This window comes from Janthinobacterium sp. GW458P (genome assembly GCF_002127585.1).
In the GTDB taxonomy this organism is placed as follows: Bacteria; Pseudomonadota; Gammaproteobacteria; order Burkholderiales; family Burkholderiaceae_D; genus Janthinobacterium.
Map to the genome: position 1 here is coordinate 436791 of NZ_NEGZ01000001.1, position 20812 is coordinate 457602.

The following is a 20812-nucleotide window of genomic DNA, read 5'->3' on the forward strand; positions in this document are numbered from 1 at the left end:
AACGCGACTCCGGCAATGGCGATGCGCGAGTATGCGGGGGGACGCTCCGGTCTGTATTGAAGAAAATTGCAGGCGCTTCAGCCGCGATAGCGTCCCGGCGTGATGCCGGCATGCGCCTTGAAGACGCGCTGCAGGTGGCTCTGGTCGGCAAACCCCAGCTCACAGGCGATGTCGGCCAGGGCGTTGCCCGCCTGCAAGCCGCTGCGCGCGCGGTTGACGCCCAGATTCAGCTGGTAGGCATGCGGCGTCATGCCGGTGGCGGCGCGGAAGGCGCGGATCAGCTGGTAGCGGCTCATGCCGGCCAGTTCGGCCAGTTGCGCCAGGCTGGCCAGCGGTTGAGACTGCAGCTGCTGCACTACCGGGCGTAGTTGCATCGGGATGCGGGCAGCGTGCGAGGGGAGGGGGATTGCCCCGCAGGCATCGGCACAGGCGTGTAGCAAGGCCAGCAGGGCCTCTTGCTTGGCGGCCGCGGCTGCGGGCGAGAACAGTAGCGCATTCATGGCACAGAACTGCGCATACAGGACAGGTTCGTGCAGTACGCTGGCGCTGCTTGCATCCAGCTGCGGCACGTGGCTATGCAGCCACTGCGCATCGAGATGCAGCATCTGGTAGCTCCAGACGGCGTCAGGCAGGGGATTGCAGGCGTGCACGCAGCCGGCCGGCACCAGCACCAGGCTGCCATTGCCAAGAGCCACCTTGCCCTCATTGCTGCCCGTAAAGATGCTGCCGCCCGAATCGACGGCGCCGATGGAAAACGTGGGATGGCTGTGCGGCTTGTAGCACGCCCGGCTGTGGCACGCGCGCCGGCTTTCCACGTGGGGTAGAAGCGGATCGCGCCAGAAGGTCGTGCTGCCGGGCATGACTACATCAAAATCACGTCGTACTGCTCCTGGTGGTAGGCATTTTCCACCTGCAGCGAAATTTTCTTGCCGATGAAATCACCGAGCATGGCCAGGTGCTGCGATTCTTCCTCTAAAAACAAATCGACGACTTCCTGCGAGGCGAGGATGCGGAATTCGCGCGGGTTGAACTGCTTCGCTTCGCGCAGCAGTTCGCGCAGGATTTCATAGCAGATCGTGCGCGAGGTCTTGACTTGGCCCTTGCCGGCGCAGGCGGGGCACGGTTCGCACAGGATGTGGGCGAGCGACTCGCGCGTGCGCTTGCGCGTCATTTCCACCAGGCCCAGCGGGGAGAAATTGCTCACCGAGACCTTGGTGCGGTCGCGCGACAAGGTGCGTTTCAGTTCGGCCAGCACGGCGTTGCGGTGCTCGGCATTGTCCATGTCGATGAAGTCGAGGATGATGATGCCGCCCAGGTTGCGCAGGCGCAGCTGGCGCGCGATGGCGTGCGCCGCTTCCAGGTTGGTCTTGAAAATCGTGTCGGCGAAATTGCGCCCGCCGACAAAGCCGCCCGTGTTGACGTCGATGGTGGTCATCGCTTCCGTCTGGTCGACGATCAGGTAGCCGCCCGATTTCAGGTCGACCCGGCGCCCCAGCGCGCGCAAAATTTCTTCTTCCACGCCATATAAATCGAACAGCGGGCGCTCGCCCGTGTAGTGCTGCAGGCGCGTCAATTCGCTGGGCGTGTAGATTTCCGCGAACTCGCGCAATTTCACGTAGTTTTCGCGCGAATCGACCTGGATGGTGGCCGTTTCATCGCCGACGAAGTCGCGCAGCACGCGCTGCGCCAGGTTCAAGTCCTGGTGCAGCAGGCTGGTGGCGGGACGCGTGCGCGCGCCGTGCGTGATCGTGCTCCAGGTTTTTCTCAGGTAGTCGACGTCCGCCTTCAGGTCCGCGTCGGACGCGTCCTCGGCCATGGTACGCACGATATAGCCGCCCTTTTCGTCGGGCGGCAGCAGGCTTTGCAGGCGCACGCGCAACTGCTCGCGTTCCGCTTCCTTCTCGATTTTCTGCGAGATGCCGATGTGTTTGTCTTGCGGCAGGTAGACCAGCATGCGTCCGGCGATGGAAATCTGCGTCGACAGGCGCGCGCCCTTGGTGCCGATCGGGTCCTTGATCACCTGCACCGTCAGCACCTGGCCGTCAAACAGGATTTTTTCGATCGGCGCCGGCGTGGCGTTCTGGCCGTCGTGGCCGCGCGCTTCCCAGATGTCGGCCACGTGCAAAAAGGCCGCGCGTTCCAGGCCGATGTCGATGAAGGCCGACTGCATGCCCGGCAATACCCGCACCACTTTGCCGGAATACACATTGCCGGCCAGGCCGCGCGTGAGCGTGCGCTCGATGTGCAGTTCCTGCACGGCGCCCTGCAGGATGAGGGCGACGCGGGTTTCTTGCGGCGTGATATTGATCAGGATGTCTTCGTTCATGGAGGCGCGGGAGTGGAGGCAACGAATGACATCATACCCGTGTTCAGGGCAAGGGCAAACCTGCCAGCCGTAGCAACTGTGCAGTTTCGTACAGGGGCAGGCCCATGATGCCGGAATGGCTGCCTTCGATGTGCTCGACGAACAGCGCGGCGCTGCCCTGGATGCCGTAGCCGCCGGCCTTGTCGTAGGGTTCCGGCGTGGCGCAATACGCAGCGATGGAGGCGGGCGAGAGTACGCCGAAGCGCACTTGCGACACCTGCGTGCGCTGCTCGGCGAAATCCTTGTAGTGTACGGCGATCGAGGTGAGTACTTCGTGCGTGCGTCCCGACAGCTGCTGCAGCATGGCCACGGCTTCCTCCCGGCCCGCCGGCTTGCCGAGGATGACGCCGTCGATGGTGACGGTGGTGTCGGCCGCCAGCACGGGGCGCGGCGTCAGGTGGCGGCGGCGCACGAGGTCCCAGGCAAAGGCGGCTTTTTCATTCGCCACGCGGGCCACATAGTCGAGCGCAGACTCGCCATCGAGGACTTCCTCGGTGACGTCGGCGCCGCGCGGGCCGTCGCTGCGCAGCAGCAGCAATTCGAAATCGATGCCGATCTGGCGCAGCAGTTCGCGCCGGCGCGGGCTTTTGGAAGCGAGATAGATCTTGTTATCAGCCGGTTTCATGGGGAAGTTCAGACGCGGTGATAGGGATGGTTTTGCGTGATCGACCAGGCGCGGTACAACTGCTCGGCAAGGATCACACGCACCACGCCGTGCGGCAGGGTCATGCTGGAAATGCGCAGCATGCCTTCGGCACGTGCCTTGAGTTGCGGATCGAGGCCGTCGGCGCCGCCGATCAGGAAAGCCGTATCGCGGCCATCCTGCTGCCACGCCATCAATTGCTGCGACAGGCCGACGCTGGTCAGGTCCTTGCCGCGTTCGTCGAGGGCGATGATGCGCACGCCCTTGGGCAAGACGGCTTCGATGCGTTCACGTTCCAGCGCCATCGCCGTGGCGGCGGTCTTGCTGCCGGAACGCTCCACCGGCTTGATTTCCTTCAGCACGATGCGCAATTCCGGCGGCATGCGCTTCGCGTATTCCGCGAAGCCCGTCTCTATCCACGCCGGCATTTTATGGCCGACTGCAGCGATGATGAGCTGCATCGATGCTTACGCTTCGACTTTTTTGATACGCTTGATCACGGTTTTTGCCGGTGCAGCATCGGCTGCCGGCTTGGCCGCGCGTGGGGCGCGTACTTTTTTCTCCGGCAGCGCTTTCAGTGCTTTCACTGCGGCCGCTTCGGTCTTGGTCGGCGCGACTTTCACGGTCTTGCCGACAGCTTTGGGCGCGGCGGCTTTTTTCGCCGGAGCTTTCTTGGCGGCGGTGGCAGCCGTGGCCTTCTTCGCTGGCGTTTTCTTTTCGATCACGGGCGAAGCTTCCACATTGGCCTTGCTTGCCGCCAGATGGCCGCTGACCTTTTTCGGCTCGTCGCCGGCCGCTTTTTTCGGCGCGCGCTTGGCGGCACCCAGCTTGACGGGGGTGTCGCCCCAGATTTCTTCCAGGCGGTAGTAGGCGCGGATAGGCGCTTGCATGATGTGGACGATCATGTCGCCCAGATCGACCAGCACCCATTCACCGGTGTCCTCGCCTTCCATGCCGATGATCTGGCCGCCGGCATCCTTGACCTTGTCGCGCACCGAGGCGGCCAGCGCCTTGGTTTGGCGGTTCGAGGTACCGGAGACGATCGCGATGCGGTCGAACAGGCTGGTCAGGTGACTCGTTTCGAAGACGGCGATGTCTTGACCTTTGACGTCTTCAAGGGCGTCAACGACGAGGGTTTGCAGTTTTTTGATGTCCATTTAGCTTTTGTATAAATTATGTTGTTCAATATAGTCTAGCACTAGCGGGGAAACAAGCGAGTTTGCCCGATTCCCTCGTTGTAATGCCGCACGTATTTCGGTGGCGGAGATATCCACCGCGAAGTCCTGTGCCAGATAAGTCAGACCGTGCGGCGTGTTGCGGATGCTGTCCAGAGACCCCAGGCGGCGCGAAAATTCGTCGGCGACCACTTGCGGTACTGCTGTGTCATTCAGCGCGAAGCCGGGGCGGGCCGCGACGCAGATATGCGCGTATTCAAATAATTGCTGCCATTCTCGCCATGTCGCAAGCCGCTGCAGCTGGTCCGCGCCCATCAGGAAAACGATGGAAGCGCGCGGTCCCAGTTCGGCGCGTACCTTGCGCAAGGTATCGATGGTGTAGCTGGCCTGGCCATGCTCGCTGCGCTCGATCTCCTGGCGGTCGATCACCACGGGCAGGGGCAGGCCGGCGAAGGCCAGGCCGGCCATCTCGGCGCGCTGCTGGCCGGTGGCGCCCAGCTTGCCCTTTTGCCAGGGCGCGCCGGCCGGAATGACGCGCAGTTCATCGGCGTGCAGCAAACTGGAAAAATGCGTGCCCAGCGCGACGTGGCCACAATGGACCGGATCGTAGCTGCCGCCCAGCAGCGTCACGCATGCCGTGCTACCCGCCGTACGACCTATTGTCACGCCTGCAGCCAGTCGCGATGCACTAGGAAGTCAGTATACAGCGCCGCTTCGGGACTGCCCGCCTCCGGGTGCCAGTCGTAGCGCCACTTGACCACGGGCGGCATCGACATCAGGATCGCCTCGGTGCGGCCGCCTGACTGCAGCCCGAACAGGGTGCCGCGGTCGAACACCAGGTTGAACTCGACATAGCGCCCGCGCCGGTAGCACTGGAAATCGCGTTCGCGTTCGCCGTAGGGCGTGTCCTTGCGCCGCGCCAGCACCGGCACATACGCATCGATGAATGCGTCGCCCACGCTGCGCAGCATGGCGAAACTGTCGTCAAAGCCCAGGGCATTGAAGTCATCGAAGAAGATGCCGCCGGCGCCGCGCGCTTCGCGCCGGTGCTTCAGGTAGAAATAATCGTCGCACCACTGTTTGAACTTCGGATGCAGCTGTGCGCCAAACGGCGCCAGCGCATCATGGCACACCTGGTGGAAGTGCTTCACATCGCCCGCATCGCCATAATACGGCGTCAGGTCCATGCCGCCGCCGAACCACCATACGGGTTCGCCGTTCGCATTCACAGTGCTGAAAAAGCGCACATTCATGTGCACCGTGGGCGCATACGGGTTACGCGGATGCAGCACCAGCGACACGCCCATCGCTTCCCACGCCTTGCCGCCGAGTTCAGGGCGCGCGGCTGCGGCCGATGGCGGCAATGCCGCGCCGGTGACGTGCGAAAAATTCACGCCGCCCCGTTCGAACACATTGCCTTCTTCGATCAGCCGCGAAATGCCGCCGCCGCCCTCGGGGCGCTGCCAGGTATCGGTCAGGAAGGGCTTGCCGTCCTGCGCTTCGAGCGCCTGCACGATACGGCTTTGCAAATCAAGCAGATAGGCTTTGACGGCCGAAGGAGAGGGAGTTGACGACATCGCGTGGGCCGACGAGGCCGAAATAAAAAAGTAAGGACGGATTGTACCCTGTTACGCGTTTTTGTGATAGGGCGGCGCTGGCGCTGTGGTTTTGCGGCCGGCGGCGGGCACTGTCCGTGGCCAGCACCCTGCCGGCATCCTCTACAGCATGCGCAATTGCTGCAGTACGGGGAGTTTGTCCCGCATGAACTCATCGATGGCGGCGTTGAGCAGCTGCCGGTGCGCCGCCTCGTCGGCGCATGCGGCACCTTCCTTGAGCAGGCGGCGCCCGTACTGCGCCATGCCGCTGGCCGCCTGCGCCCGCAGGGTGGCCAGGTCCGGCTGCTCCCGCTCGGGGATCAGCAGCGAAAACAGCAGCCGGTCGATGAATTCCGTGTCGATACCGCTGCCCGTCAAGGGCGAGCACAGGACGCGGTAGTCGTCGCCATAGCGCAGCTGCGCGACGATGGACTGGTTCAGGCGATGCGCGGCAGCGCCGTCGCTCTCGCACTGCGCCGCATCCGGAAAATACATCACGACCTGGCTGCCGGTGACCAGCATGGCCGCCACCTCTGCCAGGCTTTGCACGCTCTGTCCGGGCAAGGCGGGCAGTGCGGCCAGTTCGACCAGGCTGTGCGGGCGTATGGCCAGCGCGTCGCAGACGGCGCCGTAGACTTGCTCGTTGCCTGTCACCACGCCAGCCTTGGTCTGGAAGGTAAAGGCCATTTTTGCGCGCGGTACCAGCATGGCCAGATGCACGTCGGCCAGGCACTCGGCCTGACGCACCGTCCCCATGCGGCGCGCGCCACGTACCAGCACATCCTTGCGGAAGCTGGTATTGAGAAAATAATCCTTCATCATTTCGCGCATGGCCGCGTCAGGCAGCAAGTCGATGGTGGCTTGCTGGTCGGCGTTCAGATACAGCTCGGGAAAGGCAAAGGGCAGGTCGGAAGAGCCGGCAAAATCGAGCTTGGCGCCCGCCACGTCGCGCATCACGTCGGTGTGGTACAGCGGCTCCCAGTCCTGATTCAGGTATTCATGCACGCTGTAATGAGGATCGCTGTTCACGAGTGCGTTGAGGCGCGGCGCGAGTGCGGGATTGTCCGCGATATAGCCGGCCTGCAGGCTCTGCAACTGCTGCACATAGGCGATGCCGGCTTGCATCTGCAAGTCGCTGCGGCCGGGGAAGCTGGCGGCAAACTCGAGCAGCAGGCGTTGCAGGGGCAGGGCGCAGCTCCATCCGGGCATGGCGTTATAGCTGAGCGAAACGATGCCGCCCGGTTTCAGATAGCGGGCGATGAAGTCAACGATATGCTGGCGGTTCTCCCGGCTGACCCAGGTATAGATGCCGTGCAGGGCAATGAAGTCGAACTGCGGCAGGCCCGATACGCGGCCCTGGGCCAATTCTTCAAAGCTGTATTCCAGCAGGGTCAGATTGTTCAACTGTGCCGATGCCGCCAGGGCGCGTGCGCCTGCGACATGCGCCGGATTGAAATCGTTGCCGTAGAACTGGCCGTTGGCATTGGCCGCCGCCAGTATGTTGAGCGTCTGGCCGCGGCCGAAGCCCAGTTCAAAGTAGGTGTAGGGCTGATCCAGGGGCACCGGTTCGATACCGTTGAGGATGCAGCTGAAATTGAGGTGATGCGGACTGAGGTCGCTGTAAAAGCCGTTGGTGTACTCGATATCCGACACGTATCCTTCGTTCCAGGCCATGGTTTCCCCGCAGTGGTGGCAAAACGGCAGTATGCCATCAGTGCCAGCGGCGCGGGGATGTCGGGCGTGTCAAAAACGATGAATCCGTGCTTCAGGTCGCGCCCGCCGATGTCATCGCGGTACTGCGCACCGGCGCAGCGGCTTTCTTCGCCGGATTTGACGGCATGAGGGGCGGGTATTGCTGCCATCGCGCGGGCCGACGTGGCCGGAAAAAAGCAAGGACAGAATGTACCCGGCGACGCGTTTCTGTGAGGGCGGGCCTTGCGTTACGGCTCAGGGTGCCGGCGGCGCGGCGCCTTCCTGCACGACGGTGATGGACAGGTCCGGCCCGGCGCCGGGTGCGCGCGCACTCTCCACGGCCTGTGCGGCGCGCTGCCGCAGGTCGTGCCGCTCGACGCCCGGCTCAGTGATGGCGGCGACCGGGGCTGCGGCGGGAGCGGACGCCTGCCTGGAAACGATGGCGCGGCCGGCAAAGGCCAGTACGACCAGTAGCAGCGCGGCCATCACCCAGGTTCCCTGGCGAGCATGGAAAGGGCGCTCCCGCCGAGCCTGGCGCGCGGCGCCGTCGACGATGATGCGCGCCAGCTCCGAGCCGTGCTGGCGCTGGCGCATGGCCTCGAATTGCTGCCCGGACAAGGTGCCCTGCCTGAGCATGTCGCGCAGAGCGGCGATGGGCGAAGCGAGCAGGCGGTCCTCGGGCAAGCTGGCGTGCGCGGCGTCGCGCTGCCACTGGTTGATCAGGTCTTCGTCGTACAGGGTGTCGATGGCCAGGCGGTTGACGTGCCGCAGCGCCTCGGCGGTCAGCTGCTGGCGTTCGAGCAGGGCCGCGCCGCCATGCCGGCGCGGCAGGTCGTGCACGCGCCGCAGGAAATCCTCCTGCGGCAGCAGGTCCGTGAGCAGCAGCCATGCCAGCGCATCGGCGGCACTCGCGCCGGCCGCCAGTTCCGGCGCCGCGACGTCGTCATCCGAGGGATGTGCGCGTTCGAAAGCGACGATGTCCAGTTCGGCGATGGCGTCGTCGAGTTCATTGTCCGTGATCAGGCCGAGCTGGCGTACCTGGGCGAGGGCGGGATGGGAGTGGCTGGTCATGGACTCTCATTTTGTCAGGAAGGCAGAATCTTAGCGCAAAGTCCGATTTCCTGGCACGCGAATGACAACAGGGCCGGGGCGGAGAAGCTCCGCGCCGGCCCTGCCGTGCGCCACAGAGTGGCCGACTAGTGCTTCAAGCCGCGCCAGCCGATGTCGCGGCGGTATTGTGCGCCATCGAAATGGATTTTTTCCACGGTTTCATACGCCTGCTTCTGCGCCATCTTGATGCTGTCGCCCAGGCCGACCACGCACAGCACGCGCCCGCCGTTGGTGACCAGGCGCTCGCCCTCGATGCGGGTGCCCGCATGGAAGGTGACGGAGTCGGCGGTTTCGGCCGGGATGTCGCCGATGGGCGTGCCCTTGACGGGATCGTCCGGGTAGCCGGCGGCGGCCATGACGACGCCAACGGCCGTGCGGCGGTCCCATTCCAGTTCCACGGCGTCCAGGGTGCCGTTGACGGCGTGCTCCATGACGGTGACCAGGTCGGTCTTCAGGCGCGCCATGATGGGCTGCGTTTCCGGGTCGCCCATGCGGCAGTTGAATTCCAGCGTCTTTGGCGTGCCCTTGTCGTCGATCATCAGGCCGGCGTACAGGAAGCCCGTGAACGTGATGCCGTCCTTGGCCATGCCCTGGATGGTCGGCACGATGATCTCGCGCATGACGCGCGCATGCATGGCCGGCGTGACGATCGGCGCCGGCGAATACGCGCCCATGCCGCCCGTGTTCGGACCCTGGTCATGGTCCTTCAGGCGTTTATGGTCCTGGCTGGTGGCCAGCGGCAGGATGTTCTTGCCGTCGCACATGACGATGAAGCTCGCTTCTTCGCCGGCGAGGAATTCCTCGATGACGATGCGCGCGCCGGCGTCGCCGAACTGGTTATCGGACAGCATCATGTCGACCGCCTGGTGCGCTTCTTCCAGGGTCATGGCAACGACCACGCCCTTGCCGGCGGCCAGGCCGTCGGCCTTGATGACGATAGGCGCGCCCATGGCGTCGACGTAGGCATGCGCGGGAGCGACGTCTGAAAACGTCTGGTAGGCCGCCGTCGGGATGCCGTGGCGCTGCATGAAGGCCTTGGCGAAGTCCTTCGACGATTCCAGCTGCGCCGCTTCTTTGGTCGGGCCGAAGATTTTCAGGCCGCGCGAGCGGAACAGGTTGACGATGCCGGCTGCCAGTGGCACTTCCGGGCCGACGACGGTCAGGCCGATGTGTTCCTGCTGAACGAAATCGGCCAGCAATTGCGGGTCGCTGATGTCGAGATTGACCAGGCGCGCATCGCGCGCGGTGCCGCCGTTGCCCGGCGCGACATACACCATCTGTATGCGTTCGGACTGGGCCAGTTTCCAGGCCAGGGCGTGTTCGCGGCCGCCAGAGCCGACTACCAGAATTTTCATAGGGACCGTTCGTTCAGTGTGGGTTGCAGGGCGGCGCTGCCGCCCTTGTGTGCAGAGTGATTAATTCTCAATGAGGGCGTTGGTGAACACTTCCTGGACATCGTCGAGCAATTCCAGCGCATCGATCAGCTTTTGCATCTTGATGGCGTCTTCGCCCGCATACACGGTTTCCGTCGCCGGCTTCATGATGACTTCGGCCACTTCGGCCTTGAAGCCGGCCGCTTCCAGCGCTTCCTTGACGGTGGCGAAATCGTGCACGGGGGTCAGCACTTCGAAGCCGCCTTCCTCGTCGGCGATGACGTCTTCGGCGCCCGCTTCCAGGGCCGCTTCCATCAGCTTGTCTTCGTCGGTGCCCGGCGCGAACAGCAGCTGGCCGCAGTGCTGGAACATGAAGGCCACCGAGCCCTCGTTGCCCATGTTGCCGCCATTCTTGTTGAAGGCGTTGCGCACTTCGGCCACCGTGCGTACGCGGTTGTCGGTCATGCATTCGACGATGACGGCCGCGCCGCCCACGCCGTAGCCTTCGTAGCGCACTTCTTCGTAGTTGGCGCCATCAACGCCGCCGCTGCCGCGGTTGATCGCGCGCTGGACGTTGTCTTTTGGCATGTTCGCGTCAGCCGCCTTGTCGACCGCCAGACGCAGACGCGGATTGGCCGCGATATCGGCGCCGCCCATGCGGGCCGCCACCGTGATTTCCTTGATCAGGCGCGTCCAGATTTTGCCGCGCTTGGCATCGGTGGCAGCCTTTTTATGCTTGATGTTGGCCCATTTGCTATGTCCTGCCATGTCGAATCTTCCTTAGACGGGTGTTCAATTGTGGCCGACATTTTAGCATATCGGCCCCCTGCCAAGCGGCATGCTCCCGTCATCAAGCGGACACAATCTGTTGCTAAAGTGACGCGCTTTCACCATATTGAGGGCGCGACATCATGGCAAGTCAAATGGACAGGCGGCAATTTCTGAAATTGGGCGGCTTTATTACGGTTTCCGTGGCCACCGTCGGCCTTGCCGCCTGCGGCAGCACCGATTACAGCGATCCTGGCGTGCCGCTGGCGTCGGGCAGCGACTGGAAATTCCCGCAAAGCGTAGCCTCGGGCGACCCGCGTCCGGATAGCGCCATGCTGTGGACGCGCGTCGTGCCAGCCAGTTTCGATGCCGTCGCGCCTGCCGTGGCAGGCAAGTCGGACGTCGCCGTGCGCCTGATCGTCAGTTCGGCCGACAATACGGCCGGCCTGGGCGGCAACGCGGCCCTGGCCGGCACGCCCATCGTCGATGCGAAATTGCCTCTGAAAGCCGACTTTGACAACACGCTGCGCCACAAGGTGACGGGCCTGCAGCCGGGCCAGGTGTATTTTTACCAGTTCATCGCCGGCGACGTGCGCTCGAACGTGGGCCGCTTCAAGACGGCGCCTGCCGCGACCAGCGACGTGCCGCAGCTGCAGTTCGCCTATCTGACGTGCCAGGACTGGAGCATCAACCACTGGGGCGCGCTGTCGCACATCGCCGCCAATGAATCGCTCGATTTCATCGTCCACCTGGGCGACTACATCTATGAAACGGTGGGCGAAGCCTTCCAGAGCGGTGCCGTGGAAAGCCGCCACGACCAGCTGAAATTGCCTGACGGCACGTACAAAAGCGGCAACGCCGGCGCAAAATATGCCACCACAGTGGCCGATTACCGCTACCTGTACAAGAAATACCGCACCGATACGCGCCTGCAAGCCGTGCACGAACGCTTTGCCTTCATCGCCATCTGGGATGACCATGAATTCACGGACGACGCCTGGCAGGATGCCTCCACCTATGAAGGCATCGCGGCAACGGATGGCAGCGACCTGCACCAGCCGGCCCGCCGCCGCAGCGCCAACCAGGCGTGGTTCGAATACATGCCGGCCGACGTCACGTTCGATAGCGCCGCGACAACGTTCCAGAACATCCAGATCTACCGCGATTTCCAGTTCGGCAAACTGATGCAGCTGGTGATGACGGACGAGCGCCTGTACCGCGCCGACCATGCGATCGCCGAGTCGACCATCAACCCGGCCACGGGCAAGCCGCTGGGCAGCATCGGCAGCCGCTACCTGGTGCCGCAAAGCCTGTTCGACAGCGTGGAGGGGCAGAAAATGGCTGCCGCCACGAAAGCCGGCACTGACCCGCTGGCCGCTGTCGGCATGCTGGGCAGCACGCAGCGCGACTGGTGGAAGGGCAAGATGAAGGCGGCGACCTCGACCTGGAAGCTGTGGGGCAATGAGGTGTCATTGTTGCGCATGGGCTTGAACGGCACGGATGCGATCGCCACCTTGCTGGCATTGAGCGCCATGTCGACAGTAGGCCAATCCATCGCCACGACCTTGCCGCTGGTGGGCGGCAGCGTGCCGCTGGCGTGCGCCATCGTGGCCGCCTCGACGGCCGGCGCATCGCAGTCCGTGGCGCAGGCGGCGGCCATGGCGATCGCCGGCGCGGCAGCCAACGCCAGCGCGCAGGGCGCAGCGGCCGTGGGCGCGGGCTTGAGCGCGGCCCAGGCCGGCATCGCGGTGGCTGCCTACAACAGCGCCACGCCTGCGGCCGCCGCGCAAGTGATCGCCTTTGGCTGGATCAAGCCAGACGTGCAGGCCAAGGGCGCGGCGTCCAGCTTTGTCGCCGCTTCGGGCCAGCAAGCGGCGCTGGCGCCGTTCTTCACGCGCTTCCTGCTCAATTGCGACCAGTGGGACGGCTACAACAGCGAGCGCAAGAATCTGATGGCGCACCTGAAAACAAATGCCATCGGCAACGTGGTGGCCATCACGGGGGATATCCACTCGTTCTTCGCCGGCACGGTCAGCGACGACTTCGACGCGGCCGGTGGCGGCACGCCCGTCATGGTGGACCTCGTCTCGGCCGGCGTCAGCTCGGATTCCTTCTTCAGCTACCTGAAGTCGGCTGCCGGCAGCATGGGTGACATCGGCACCCTCGTCAGCTACCCGCTGGCCATTCCCGTCACTGGTCTGGGCACGGTCAATCTCGACGTCAACCTGCTCGACTACACCATGGGCAAGGCTGTGCCCACCGTCGACAGCCTGCTGGAGCAATTGCGCGTGCAACTGCGCGGCGCCCTGGCCGCCAAGGGCGTGCCGGAAGCGCAACTCGACGCGACGGTGGCGGCCGTGCAGGCTGGCTTGAAAGCAAGCACTGACTTCAGTGCGACTCTGCTGGGCCTGGCGCAGCAATTGTCCGGCCTGGGCAACAACCCATGGATCAAGCATCTGAACACGGATGCGCAGGGCTACACGGTGGTCACCTTGACGCCGGGCAAGCTGGTGGCGCAGTTCAAACAGGTGAATAAACTGATCGGCACGGCGGCGCCTTCGAACGTGATTGCGCGCGTGACGACGGCCACTGTGGCGGCCGGTACGGTGGGAGTGAATATTTCCTGACCTGTCGCTGGAGTCGGGGCTGGCGGCCGGCCTGGAATGGCCGGCCCGGCAAACTTGTGCTTATCCATTACAATCTGGGCATGAGCTCCAGTTCCCCGCAAGCATCCCCCGCACCGATTCCCCGTTCCGTCTACCTCGGTGGCCTGGCCATCGCCGTGGGCGGGGCGGTGTTGTTTTCCACCAAGGCCATCGTCGCCAAGCTGCTGTACCGCTACCAGATCGACGCCGTCACCCTGATCGCCTTCAGGATGATTTTTTCGCTGCCCGTGTTCGCCGTCATTGCATGCTGGAAAATGCGCACGGAGCCGCCCCTGTCAAACAGCGACCGCTGGCGCCTGGTCGGGCTGGGACTCGTCGGCTATTACCTGTCCAGCTATCTGGATTTTCTTGGGTTGCAATACATTTCCGTGGGCCTGGAGCGGCTGATTCTGTTCCTTACGCCCACTTTCGTGCTCCTGATAACCACCGTGTACTTCAAGCAGACCATCAGCCGCCTGCAGTGGCTGGCCTTGCTCACCTCATATTGCGGCATCGTGCTGGTGTTCGTGCATGACTTGCAGGGCGGCGCCAGCAATGTGGCCCTCGGTTCGACCCTCGTGCTGGGCTCGGCCTGCTCGTATGCCGTGTACCTGCTGGGTTCAGGCGAACTGGTGAAACGCATCGGCTCGATGCGCCTGGTCAGCTACGCGATGTGCGTGGCCAGCTTTGCCTGCATCTTGCAATTTTTCATTTTGCGCCCTGTCGAGCTGCTGATCCAGCCCATGCCCGTGTATGGCTTGTCCTTGCTCAATGGCATCTTTTGCACGGTGATGCCCGTCTTCATGACGATGATCGCCGTCGAGCGCATCGGCGCGCCCGTCGCCTCGCAGGCAGGCATGATCGGCCCCGTGTCGACGCTGTTCCTCGGTGCCATGATTCTCGATGAGCCGATTACCAACTGGCAGCTGGCTGGCACCAGCCTGGTATTGGCCGGTATTTACTTGCTGTCGAAAAAGAAATAATTCCTTCACTCACTGAAATGGCCCGCACCATGAAAACACGCATCGCCCTGATTGCCCACGACAAGAAAAAAGATGACATGATTACCCTGGCGGGCGAATACCTGGATTTCCTCAAGGGTTGCGAACTGTCGGCCACGGGCACCACGGGCGGCCGCCTGATCAACGAGCTGGGCTTGCAGGTCGAGCGCAAGCATTCCGGCCCGTTCGGCGGCGACTTGCAGATCGGCTCGCTGCTGGTGGAAGGCTTGATCGATTGCGTGATTTTCCTGCGCGACCCGATGACGCCGCAGCCGCACGAGCCGGACATCAACGCCCTGGTGCGCGCCTGCGACGTGCACAACGTGGCGTGCGCAACGAATCTGTCGTCGGCGCACCTGGTGCTGTCGCAACTGCAGGCGCGGGCCGTCGCGGCAGTCTGACGTTTTTCCCGATTCTTCTTCAAGGAGCATATTGTGAGCGCAACGATTACCACCAAAGCCATCCGCGTACAGCGCGTGGGCGGCCCGGAAGTGATGGAATACGTGGATGTGGAACTGCCGCCGCCCGGTCCTGGCGAGGCGCGCGTCAAGCACGAGGCCATCGGCCTGAACTTCATCGACGTGTATTTCCGCACGGGCCTGTACCCGCAGCCGCTGCCCAATGGCTTGGGCGTGGAAGGCGCGGGCATCGTCGAGGCGGTGGGCGAGGGCGTTACCGAAGTGAAAGTTGGCGACAGGGTGGCGTATGCGGCGCGCATCAATGGCGCGTATGCGCAGCAGCGCAATCTGCCTGCGGCCCTGCTGCTGGTGCTGCCCGAGCGTATCGCTTTCGATACGGCCGCCGCCATGATGCTGCAAGGCTTGACGGTGCAATACCTGTTCCACCGCACGGTGGCCCTGAAGGCGGGCGACACGGTGCTGTTCCACGCGGCCGCGGGCGGCGTGGGCCTGATCGCCTGCCAGTGGGCGAAAGTGCTGGGCGTGAACCTGATCGGCACGGCCGGTTCCGATGAAAAGGCGGCCCTGGCCAAGGCGCATGGCGCGGCCCACGTCATCAACTACAACACGGAAAACTTCGTCGAGCGCGTGCGCGAGATCACGGGCGGCAAGGGCGTTTCCGTGGTCTACGACTCCATCGGCAAGGATACGTTTACGGGTTCGCTCGACTGCCTCGCGCCGCTGGGCATGATGGTCAGCTTCGGCAATGCGTCCGGTCCCGTGCCGGCCTTCACCCTCAGTGAGCTGGCGTCGCGCGGTTCACTCTTCATCACGCGACCGGCCCTGTTCAGCTATGCCTCGAACCGCGCGAACCTGGAAGAGATGGCGGCCTCGCTATTCGGCGTCGTCAGCAGCGGCGAAGTGCAGATCGAGATCAATCAGCGCTACAGCCTGGCCAATATCGCCCAGGCCCACGCGGACCTGGAAGGGCGCAAGACGACCGGCTCGACCATCATCGTGCCATGAGCGGCGGCAGCGAAAGAGACGGCACGCCGAAGTTCGGCCGCCTGCTGATCGTGCTGTTATTGGCCGTGGCCCTGATCGGCGCGCTGACCTTTGCCGCCGAGGCGTATTATTCATAGGCATAAAACAGACATGAAAAAACCGGCTGGCACATTGCTGCACCAGCCGGTCTTTTTTTAAATTACTCCGGACTTCTCGCGCCTGACAAAACCGTAGCGAGCGGAAGGGAGCTGCGGTCGAGAAGCGCAACTGTACGAAGGTACAGTGAGCATCGCAGGCCGTAGATCGCGACGCGCAGTAGGTTTTGGCTGGCGCTTTCAGTCTATCTTGACTTCGACCTTGCGCGGCACGCCGCTCTGACCGGGGAAATCGGCAAAGGCGCTGGCCACCATGGCCGGCATCACTTGCGACGTGGCGCGCTTGTTGCTTGTCGATTGCACGGTCACGTCGTACAGTTTCTTGCCGCTGCGGTCATTGATCGTCACGCGCAATTCGCGTTCGTACTTATGGCGTACGCTCTCTTCCATTTCCAGCGGGCCATACCAGTAGGGGTTATAGCCAAAGCGGCCATAGCCTGGCCAGGCGCCATAGCGATATCCGTAGCGGCCTGGCCAGTAGCCGGGGCCATACCAGAATGGGTCCGAAGCTTGCAGTACGCGCTCAGGATAGTCGACGGTGGAAAAATTCATGGCCACGCGCAAATTGGCCGCCGCAGGGCCCGAAGCTTCGCCGAAGCCGTGTTTGGCCAGTTCCGCGCGCACCAGGTTCTGGTAGCTGCGATACTCCAGGGTGTCGTCTTCCGCCACTGGCGCCTCGAATACATATGATTTGTCCTGCAACTGTGCGGGCCATTCGTGGAAGGCCGTCACGTCGCTGCGTATGGTGGTGGCGCAGCCGGTCAGCAACACGGTCAATGCGGCCATCATAATGGTGAGATATCGTTTCATTGCATGATCTCCTTAGATAAGCTGCAATTCATTGTTGGTAGACGCAATTCATCGCCTAGTATTATAAGAATAGTTCTATTTGTTTCCATTCATTATTACAGAATGTTACCTGGTATGTCGGCGTGTAAGGGAATCCAACATTCCTGAGCCGAATCGCGACTATCGGGGTCGGGTGTTGGTAAAATAGGCTTTTGCCTCCGCTCCCACCCAAATCCCTATGCGCACAGACAGCCCTCAGACGATTTACCGCAAAGATTACACGCCGCCCAGTTTCCTGGTTGACAGCGTCGAACTTGGTTTCGATCTCGATCCCGCCCGCACAGTGGTGGCGAGCCGGATCCGCATGCGTCACAACCCGGCCAGCACCAGCCGCAGCATCGAATTGCACGGCGAACACATCGAACTGGTGATGGTGCGCCTGAACGGCAAGGTATTGAAGCCGTCGCAGTACAAGCTGACGGCCGGCATGCTGACTATTCCGAAGGCGCCCGACGAGGTGTTGCTCGATATCGAGACCGTGCTGGCGCCGCAGGACAATACCTCGCTGTCCGGCCTGTACGTGTCGAACCATAATTTCTTTACGCAATGCGAAGCGGAGGGCTTCCGCCGCATCACCTTCTTCCCGGACCGCCCGGACGTGATGGCCAAATATACGGTCATGTTGCGCGCCGACAAGGAACGGTATCCGGTGCTGCTATCGAACGGCAACCTGATCGAAGAGGGCGACCTGGGCGACGGACGCCATTACGCCAAGTGGGAAGACCCGTTCAAGAAGCCATCCTACCTGTTTGCCCTGGTGGCGGCGCGCCTGGTGTGCCAGGAAGAGCGCTACACGCTCAAGTCCGGCCGCGAAGCGCTGCTGCAAGTGTGGGTGGAGGACGGCAACCTCGATAAAACCGACTACGCCATGCAGTCGCTGAAGAATTCCATCCGCTGGGACGAGGAACGCTTTGGCCTGGAACTGGACCTGGACCGCTTCATGATCGTCGCCGTGGGCGATTTCAACATGGGCGCCATGGAAAACAAGGGCCTGAACATTTTCAACACCAAGTACGTGCTGGCCAATTCGCGCGTGGCCACCGACGTTGACTACGCGGGTATCGAAGCGGTGGTGGGCCACGAATACTTCCATAACTGGACGGGCAACCGCGTAACGTGCCGTGACTGGTTCCAGCTGTCGCTGAAGGAAGGCTTGACCGTGTTCCGCGACCAGGAATTCTCGGCCGACATGATCGGCACGGACACGGGCCGCGCCGTCACGCGCATCGACCAGGTGCGCACCTTGCGCCAGGCGCAGTTCCCGGAAGACGCGGGCCCGATGGCCCATCCCGTGCGTCCCGATTCTTTTGTGGAAATCAATAACTTCTATACGGTCACGATCTACGAGAAGGGCGCCGAAGTGGTGCGCATGTACCAGACCCTGGTGGGCCGCGACGGTTTTCGCAAGGGCATGGACCTGTATTTCGAACGCCACGATGGCCAGGCCGTGCAGTGCGACGACTTCCGCGCCGCCATGGCGGACGCGAATGGCCGCGACTTTACCCAGTTCGAGCGCTGGTACAGCCAGGCCGGCACGCCCATCGTCACCGCTGCCACGCGCTACGACGCCGCCAGCCGGACGTTCGAGCTGACCCTGACGCAAAGCTGCCCCGCCACGCCGGGCCAGCCGGAAAAGCTGCCCTTCCACATCCCCGTCACCGTCGGCTTGCTGGCTGCCGATGGCCGCGACCTGCCGCTGCACGTCGATGGCCTGGCGACCAAAGGCGCCACCAGCGTCGTGCTGGAGCTGACCGAGGCGACGCAGACGTTCCGCTTCACGAATGTGACGGAAGAAGCCGTGCCATCGCTGCTGCGCGACTTTTCCGCGCCTGTGGTGCTCGAATACGACTATACCGACGCCGAGCTGCTGCACCTGTTCCGTCACGACAGCGATCCGGTCAACCGCTGGGAAGCGGGCCAGCGCCTGGCCATGGAGCGCCTGCTGAAACTGACCGGCGCCGTCGCCGCCGGCGAGACCCTGGCGCTGGACGACACCTTCATCGCCGCGCAGCGCGCCCTGCTGGCCGATGACACGCTCGATCCCGCCTTCCGCGAGCTGGCCCTGATCCTGCCGTCGGAAACCATCATCGCCGAGCGCATGGCGCAAGTCGACCCGCAGGCGATCCATGCGGCGCGCCAGTTCATGCGCCGCACCATCGCCGCGGCGCTGAAACCTGAATTGCTGGCGCAATACCATGCCAACCAGACGCCGGGCGACTACAGCCCCGACGCCCTGTCGGCCGGCAAGCGGGCCTTGAAAAACCTAGCCCTGTCGTATCTGCTGATCGCGCCCGAAGCGGCGGAGCTGGACCTGGCGCGGCTGCAGTTCGACAATGCCGGCAACATGACGGACCGCGCCGCAGCGCTGGCGGCCCTGATTCATTCCGGCTCGCAGCCGCATGCGCAGGCGGCCTTGAGCAGTTTCTATGCCGACTTCGAGAACGAGGCGCTGGTGGTCGACAAATGGTTCGCCATGCAAGCATCCGCGCCGACGACCGATGTGCAGGCCGTGCGCCAGTTGATGACGCATCCGGCTTTTACCTTGAAAAATCCGAACCGCGCGCGCAGCCTGATTTTCAATTTCACCAACGGCAATCCGTCCCAGTTCCATGCTGCTGACGGCAGCGGCTACGCCTTCTGGGCCGAGCAAGTCATCGCGCTCGACGCCCTGAACCCGCAAGTGGCCGCGCGTCTGGCGCGCTCCATGGACCGCTGGCGCCGTTACGTGCCGGCGCTGCAAAACCATATGCGCGACGCGCTGGAGCAAGTCGCCGGCCAGGCCAGCCTGTCGAACGACGTGATGGAAGTGGTTTCCAAGGCATTGGCCAACTAATTTTGGGGTCAGACCCGCCGGGTCTGACCCCAGCTGACCCCAACTATTACCTTGGGTTAAGCAAAGAAATACCATTAAAAAAAGGGGTTTCATGAAACGCATCAGTCTTACGCAATACCTGGTTGAAGAGCAGCGCTCGAACAACAGCATTCCGGCCGAACTGCGCCTGCTGATCGAAGTCGTCGCGCGCGCTTGTAAGACCATCAGCCACGCCGTCGGCAAGGGCGCCCTCGGTGAAGTGCTGGGCACGGCCGACACGGAAAACGTGCAGGGCGAGGTACAGAAAAAACTCGACATCATCTCCAACGAGATTTTGCTGGAAGCGAATGAATGGGGCGGCCACCTGGCGGCCATGGCGTCGGAAGAGATGGAATCGATCCATCCGATTCCGAACCGCTATCCGAAGGGCGAATACATGCTGCTGTTCGACCCACTCGATGGCTCGTCGAACATCGACGTCAACGTCTCGATCGGCACCATTTTCTCCGTGCTGAAGGCGCCGGACGGCATGGGACAGCCGACGGAGCAGGACTTCATGCAGGCGGGCAGCAAGCAAGTGGCGGCCGGCTATGCCGTGTACGGCCCGCAAACCATGCTGGTGCTGACCTTCGGCAATGGCGTGAACTGCTTTACCCTGGACCGCGAAATGGGTTCGTGGGTGCTCACGCAAAGCAATATGCAGATTCCGCCGACGACGAAGGAATTTGCCATCAATATGTCGAACGCGCGCCACTGGCATCCGCCCGTGAAGCGCTATGTCGACGAACTGCTGGCCGGCGACACGGGCCCGCGCGGCACCAACTTCAACATGCGCTGGATCGCCTCGATGGTGGCCGACGTGCACCGCATCCTGAACCGCGGCGGCATCTTCATGTACCCGGCAGACCTGCGCGACACCTCGATGCCGGGCAAGCTGCGCCTGATGTACGAAGCGAACCCGATGGCCTTCATCGTCGAGCAAGCCGGCGGCGCCGCCACCGACGGCCAGCAGCGCATCATGGACATCGCCCCGCACAAGCTGCACCAGCGCGTGCCCGTCTTCCTCGGCTCGAAGGACGAAGTGGCCCGCGTGACGGCCTACCACGCGGAGTAAACCTCGCACTTTTCCACGATTTTCAGCGGCCCGCAGCCGGGCCGCTAAAAAAAATGAAAAAAGTTCGCGTTGACACTAGCAAATTTTGTGCATTGTTTGTAGAATGTGGGTC

18 protein-coding genes are annotated in these 20812 nt (G+C 63.1%); 6 read left to right on the forward strand and 12 right to left on the reverse strand.

Going from position 1 to position 20812, the window contains the following annotated elements; genetic code table 11:
* Nucleotides 1-77: 77 nt before the first annotated feature.
* From CBW50_RS01965 to CBW50_RS02015, 11 genes are all read right to left on the reverse strand, one after another.
* Nucleotides 78-860, reverse strand: a complete 783-nt coding sequence (locus tag CBW50_RS01965; protein ID WP_086143926.1) for an AraC family transcriptional regulator — start codon at nucleotides 858-860, stop codon at nucleotides 78-80.
* Nucleotides 861-862: 2 nt separating this feature from the next.
* A complete protein-coding gene (gene rng, locus CBW50_RS01970; protein ID WP_086143927.1) occupies nucleotides 863-2326 on the reverse strand; it encodes a ribonuclease G in 1464 nt (487 codons plus the stop codon).
* Nucleotides 2327-2369: 43 nt separating this feature from the next.
* On the reverse strand, nucleotides 2370-2990 hold the full coding sequence (locus CBW50_RS01975; protein ID WP_086143928.1) for a nucleoside triphosphate pyrophosphatase: 621 nt from the start codon (nucleotides 2988-2990) through the stop codon (nucleotides 2370-2372).
* 8 nt (nucleotides 2991-2998) lie between these two features.
* On the reverse strand, nucleotides 2999-3469 hold the full coding sequence (rlmH, locus tag CBW50_RS01980) for a 23S rRNA (pseudouridine(1915)-N(3))-methyltransferase RlmH (RefSeq protein ID WP_034747108.1): 471 nt from the start codon (nucleotides 3467-3469) through the stop codon (nucleotides 2999-3001).
* Between the two features lie 6 nt (nucleotides 3470-3475).
* The gene (rsfS, locus tag CBW50_RS01985) at nucleotides 3476-4165 is read right to left on the reverse strand and encodes a ribosome silencing factor (RefSeq protein ID WP_086143929.1); all 690 of its coding nucleotides are present in this window, start codon (nucleotides 4163-4165) and stop codon (nucleotides 3476-3478) included.
* Nucleotides 4166-4813, reverse strand: coding sequence for a nicotinate (nicotinamide) nucleotide adenylyltransferase (gene nadD / locus CBW50_RS01990; protein ID WP_253251894.1), 648 nt, complete (start codon nucleotides 4811-4813; stop codon nucleotides 4166-4168).
* Between the two features lie 32 nt (nucleotides 4814-4845).
* Nucleotides 4846-5760 (reverse strand): oxygen-dependent coproporphyrinogen oxidase, encoded by a 915-nt coding sequence (gene hemF / locus CBW50_RS01995; RefSeq protein ID WP_086143930.1) that lies wholly within the window; start codon nucleotides 5758-5760, stop codon nucleotides 4846-4848.
* Nucleotides 5761-5901: 141 nt separating this feature from the next.
* Nucleotides 5902-7452, reverse strand: a complete 1551-nt coding sequence (locus CBW50_RS02000; protein ID WP_086143931.1) for a class I SAM-dependent methyltransferase — start codon at nucleotides 7450-7452, stop codon at nucleotides 5902-5904.
* 273 nt (nucleotides 7453-7725) lie between these two features.
* Complete coding sequence (locus CBW50_RS02005) at nucleotides 7726-8541, reverse strand: hypothetical protein (protein ID WP_086143932.1); 816 nt, start codon at nucleotides 8539-8541, stop codon at nucleotides 7726-7728.
* 125 nt (nucleotides 8542-8666) lie between these two features.
* Nucleotides 8667-9935, reverse strand: coding sequence for a phosphoribosylamine--glycine ligase (gene purD, locus CBW50_RS02010; protein ID WP_086143933.1), 1269 nt, complete (start codon nucleotides 9933-9935; stop codon nucleotides 8667-8669).
* Nucleotides 9936-9995: 60 nt separating this feature from the next.
* The gene (locus CBW50_RS02015; RefSeq protein ID WP_086143934.1) at nucleotides 9996-10721 is read right to left on the reverse strand and encodes a YebC/PmpR family DNA-binding transcriptional regulator; all 726 of its coding nucleotides are present in this window, start codon (nucleotides 10719-10721) and stop codon (nucleotides 9996-9998) included.
* Nucleotides 10722-10864: 143 nt separating this feature from the next.
* On the opposite strand from CBW50_RS02015, the gene CBW50_RS02020 reads away from it, so the two are divergent.
* From CBW50_RS02020 to CBW50_RS02035, 4 genes are all read left to right on the forward strand, one after another.
* Entirely contained in the window at nucleotides 10865-13348 is a 2484-nt protein-coding gene (locus CBW50_RS02020; protein ID WP_226935400.1) for an alkaline phosphatase, read from the forward strand.
* 80 nt (nucleotides 13349-13428) lie between these two features.
* A complete protein-coding gene (locus CBW50_RS02025; RefSeq protein WP_086144002.1) occupies nucleotides 13429-14349 on the forward strand; it encodes an EamA family transporter in 921 nt (306 codons plus the stop codon).
* Nucleotides 14350-14378: 29 nt separating this feature from the next.
* Nucleotides 14379-14768: a methylglyoxal synthase gene (locus CBW50_RS02030; RefSeq protein WP_086144003.1), complete on the forward strand. Its 390-nt coding sequence runs from the start codon at nucleotides 14379-14381 to the stop codon at nucleotides 14766-14768.
* 93 nt (nucleotides 14769-14861) lie between these two features.
* The gene (locus CBW50_RS02035) at nucleotides 14862-15791 is read left to right on the forward strand and encodes a quinone oxidoreductase (RefSeq protein ID WP_226935496.1); all 930 of its coding nucleotides are present in this window, start codon (nucleotides 14862-14864) and stop codon (nucleotides 15789-15791) included.
* 314 nt (nucleotides 15792-16105) lie between these two features.
* Here CBW50_RS02035 and CBW50_RS02040 read toward each other — a convergent pair whose 3' ends face one another.
* Nucleotides 16106-16735: a DUF4136 domain-containing protein gene (locus CBW50_RS02040; RefSeq protein ID WP_086143937.1), complete on the reverse strand. Its 630-nt coding sequence runs from the start codon at nucleotides 16733-16735 to the stop codon at nucleotides 16106-16108.
* A gap of 217 nt (nucleotides 16736-16952) precedes the next feature.
* On the opposite strand from CBW50_RS02040, the gene pepN reads away from it, so the two are divergent.
* On the forward strand, nucleotides 16953-19607 hold the full coding sequence (gene pepN / locus CBW50_RS02045; RefSeq protein WP_086143938.1) for an aminopeptidase N: 2655 nt from the start codon (nucleotides 16953-16955) through the stop codon (nucleotides 19605-19607).
* A 91-nt stretch (nucleotides 19608-19698) separates the two neighbouring features.
* Nucleotides 19699-20700 carry a class 1 fructose-bisphosphatase gene (locus tag CBW50_RS02050; RefSeq protein ID WP_034747152.1) on the forward strand — a complete coding sequence of 334 codons (1002 nt, stop codon included), beginning with the start codon at nucleotides 19699-19701 and terminating at the stop codon, nucleotides 20698-20700.
* The last annotated feature ends 112 nt before the right edge of the window (nucleotides 20701-20812 follow it).

Bases quoted from the DNA above. Each gene is read 5' to 3' on its own strand.
- CBW50_RS02040 (WP_086143937.1), bottom strand. From the start codon at position 16,735: ATGAAACGATATCTCACCATTATGATGGCCGCATTGACCGTGTTGCTG.
- CBW50_RS02015 (WP_086143934.1), bottom strand. From the start codon at position 10,721: ATGGCAGGACATAGCAAATGGGCCAACATCAAGCATAAAAAGGCTGCC.
- hemF (WP_086143930.1), bottom strand. From the start codon at position 5,760: ATGTCGTCAACTCCCTCTCCTTCGGCCGTCAAAGCCTATCTGCTTGAT.
- CBW50_RS01965 (WP_086143926.1), bottom strand. From the start codon at position 860: ATGCCCGGCAGCACGACCTTCTGGCGCGATCCGCTTCTACCCCACGTG.
- CBW50_RS02005 (WP_086143932.1), bottom strand. From the start codon at position 8,541: ATGACCAGCCACTCCCATCCCGCCCTCGCCCAGGTACGCCAGCTCGGC.
- CBW50_RS02030 (WP_086144003.1), top strand. From the start codon at position 14,379: ATGAAAACACGCATCGCCCTGATTGCCCACGACAAGAAAAAAGATGAC.
- CBW50_RS01975 (WP_086143928.1), bottom strand. From the start codon at position 2,990: ATGAAACCGGCTGATAACAAGATCTATCTCGCTTCCAAAAGCCCGCGC.
- CBW50_RS02025 (WP_086144002.1), top strand. From the start codon at position 13,429: ATGAGCTCCAGTTCCCCGCAAGCATCCCCCGCACCGATTCCCCGTTCC.
- CBW50_RS02000 (WP_086143931.1), bottom strand. From the start codon at position 7,452: ATGGCCTGGAACGAAGGATACGTGTCGGATATCGAGTACACCAACGGC.
- rlmH (WP_034747108.1), bottom strand. From the start codon at position 3,469: ATGCAGCTCATCATCGCTGCAGTCGGCCATAAAATGCCGGCGTGGATA.
- pepN (WP_086143938.1), top strand. From the start codon at position 16,953: ATGCGCACAGACAGCCCTCAGACGATTTACCGCAAAGATTACACGCCG.
- rng (WP_086143927.1), bottom strand. From the start codon at position 2,326: ATGAACGAAGACATCCTGATCAATATCACGCCGCAAGAAACCCGCGTC.
- purD (WP_086143933.1), bottom strand. From the start codon at position 9,935: ATGAAAATTCTGGTAGTCGGCTCTGGCGGCCGCGAACACGCCCTGGCC.
- CBW50_RS02050 (WP_034747152.1), top strand. From the start codon at position 19,699: ATGAAACGCATCAGTCTTACGCAATACCTGGTTGAAGAGCAGCGCTCG.
- rsfS (WP_086143929.1), bottom strand. From the start codon at position 4,165: ATGGACATCAAAAAACTGCAAACCCTCGTCGTTGACGCCCTTGAAGAC.
- CBW50_RS02020 (WP_226935400.1), top strand. From the start codon at position 10,865: ATGGCAAGTCAAATGGACAGGCGGCAATTTCTGAAATTGGGCGGCTTT.
- CBW50_RS02035 (WP_226935496.1), top strand. From the start codon at position 14,862: ATGGAATACGTGGATGTGGAACTGCCGCCGCCCGGTCCTGGCGAGGCG.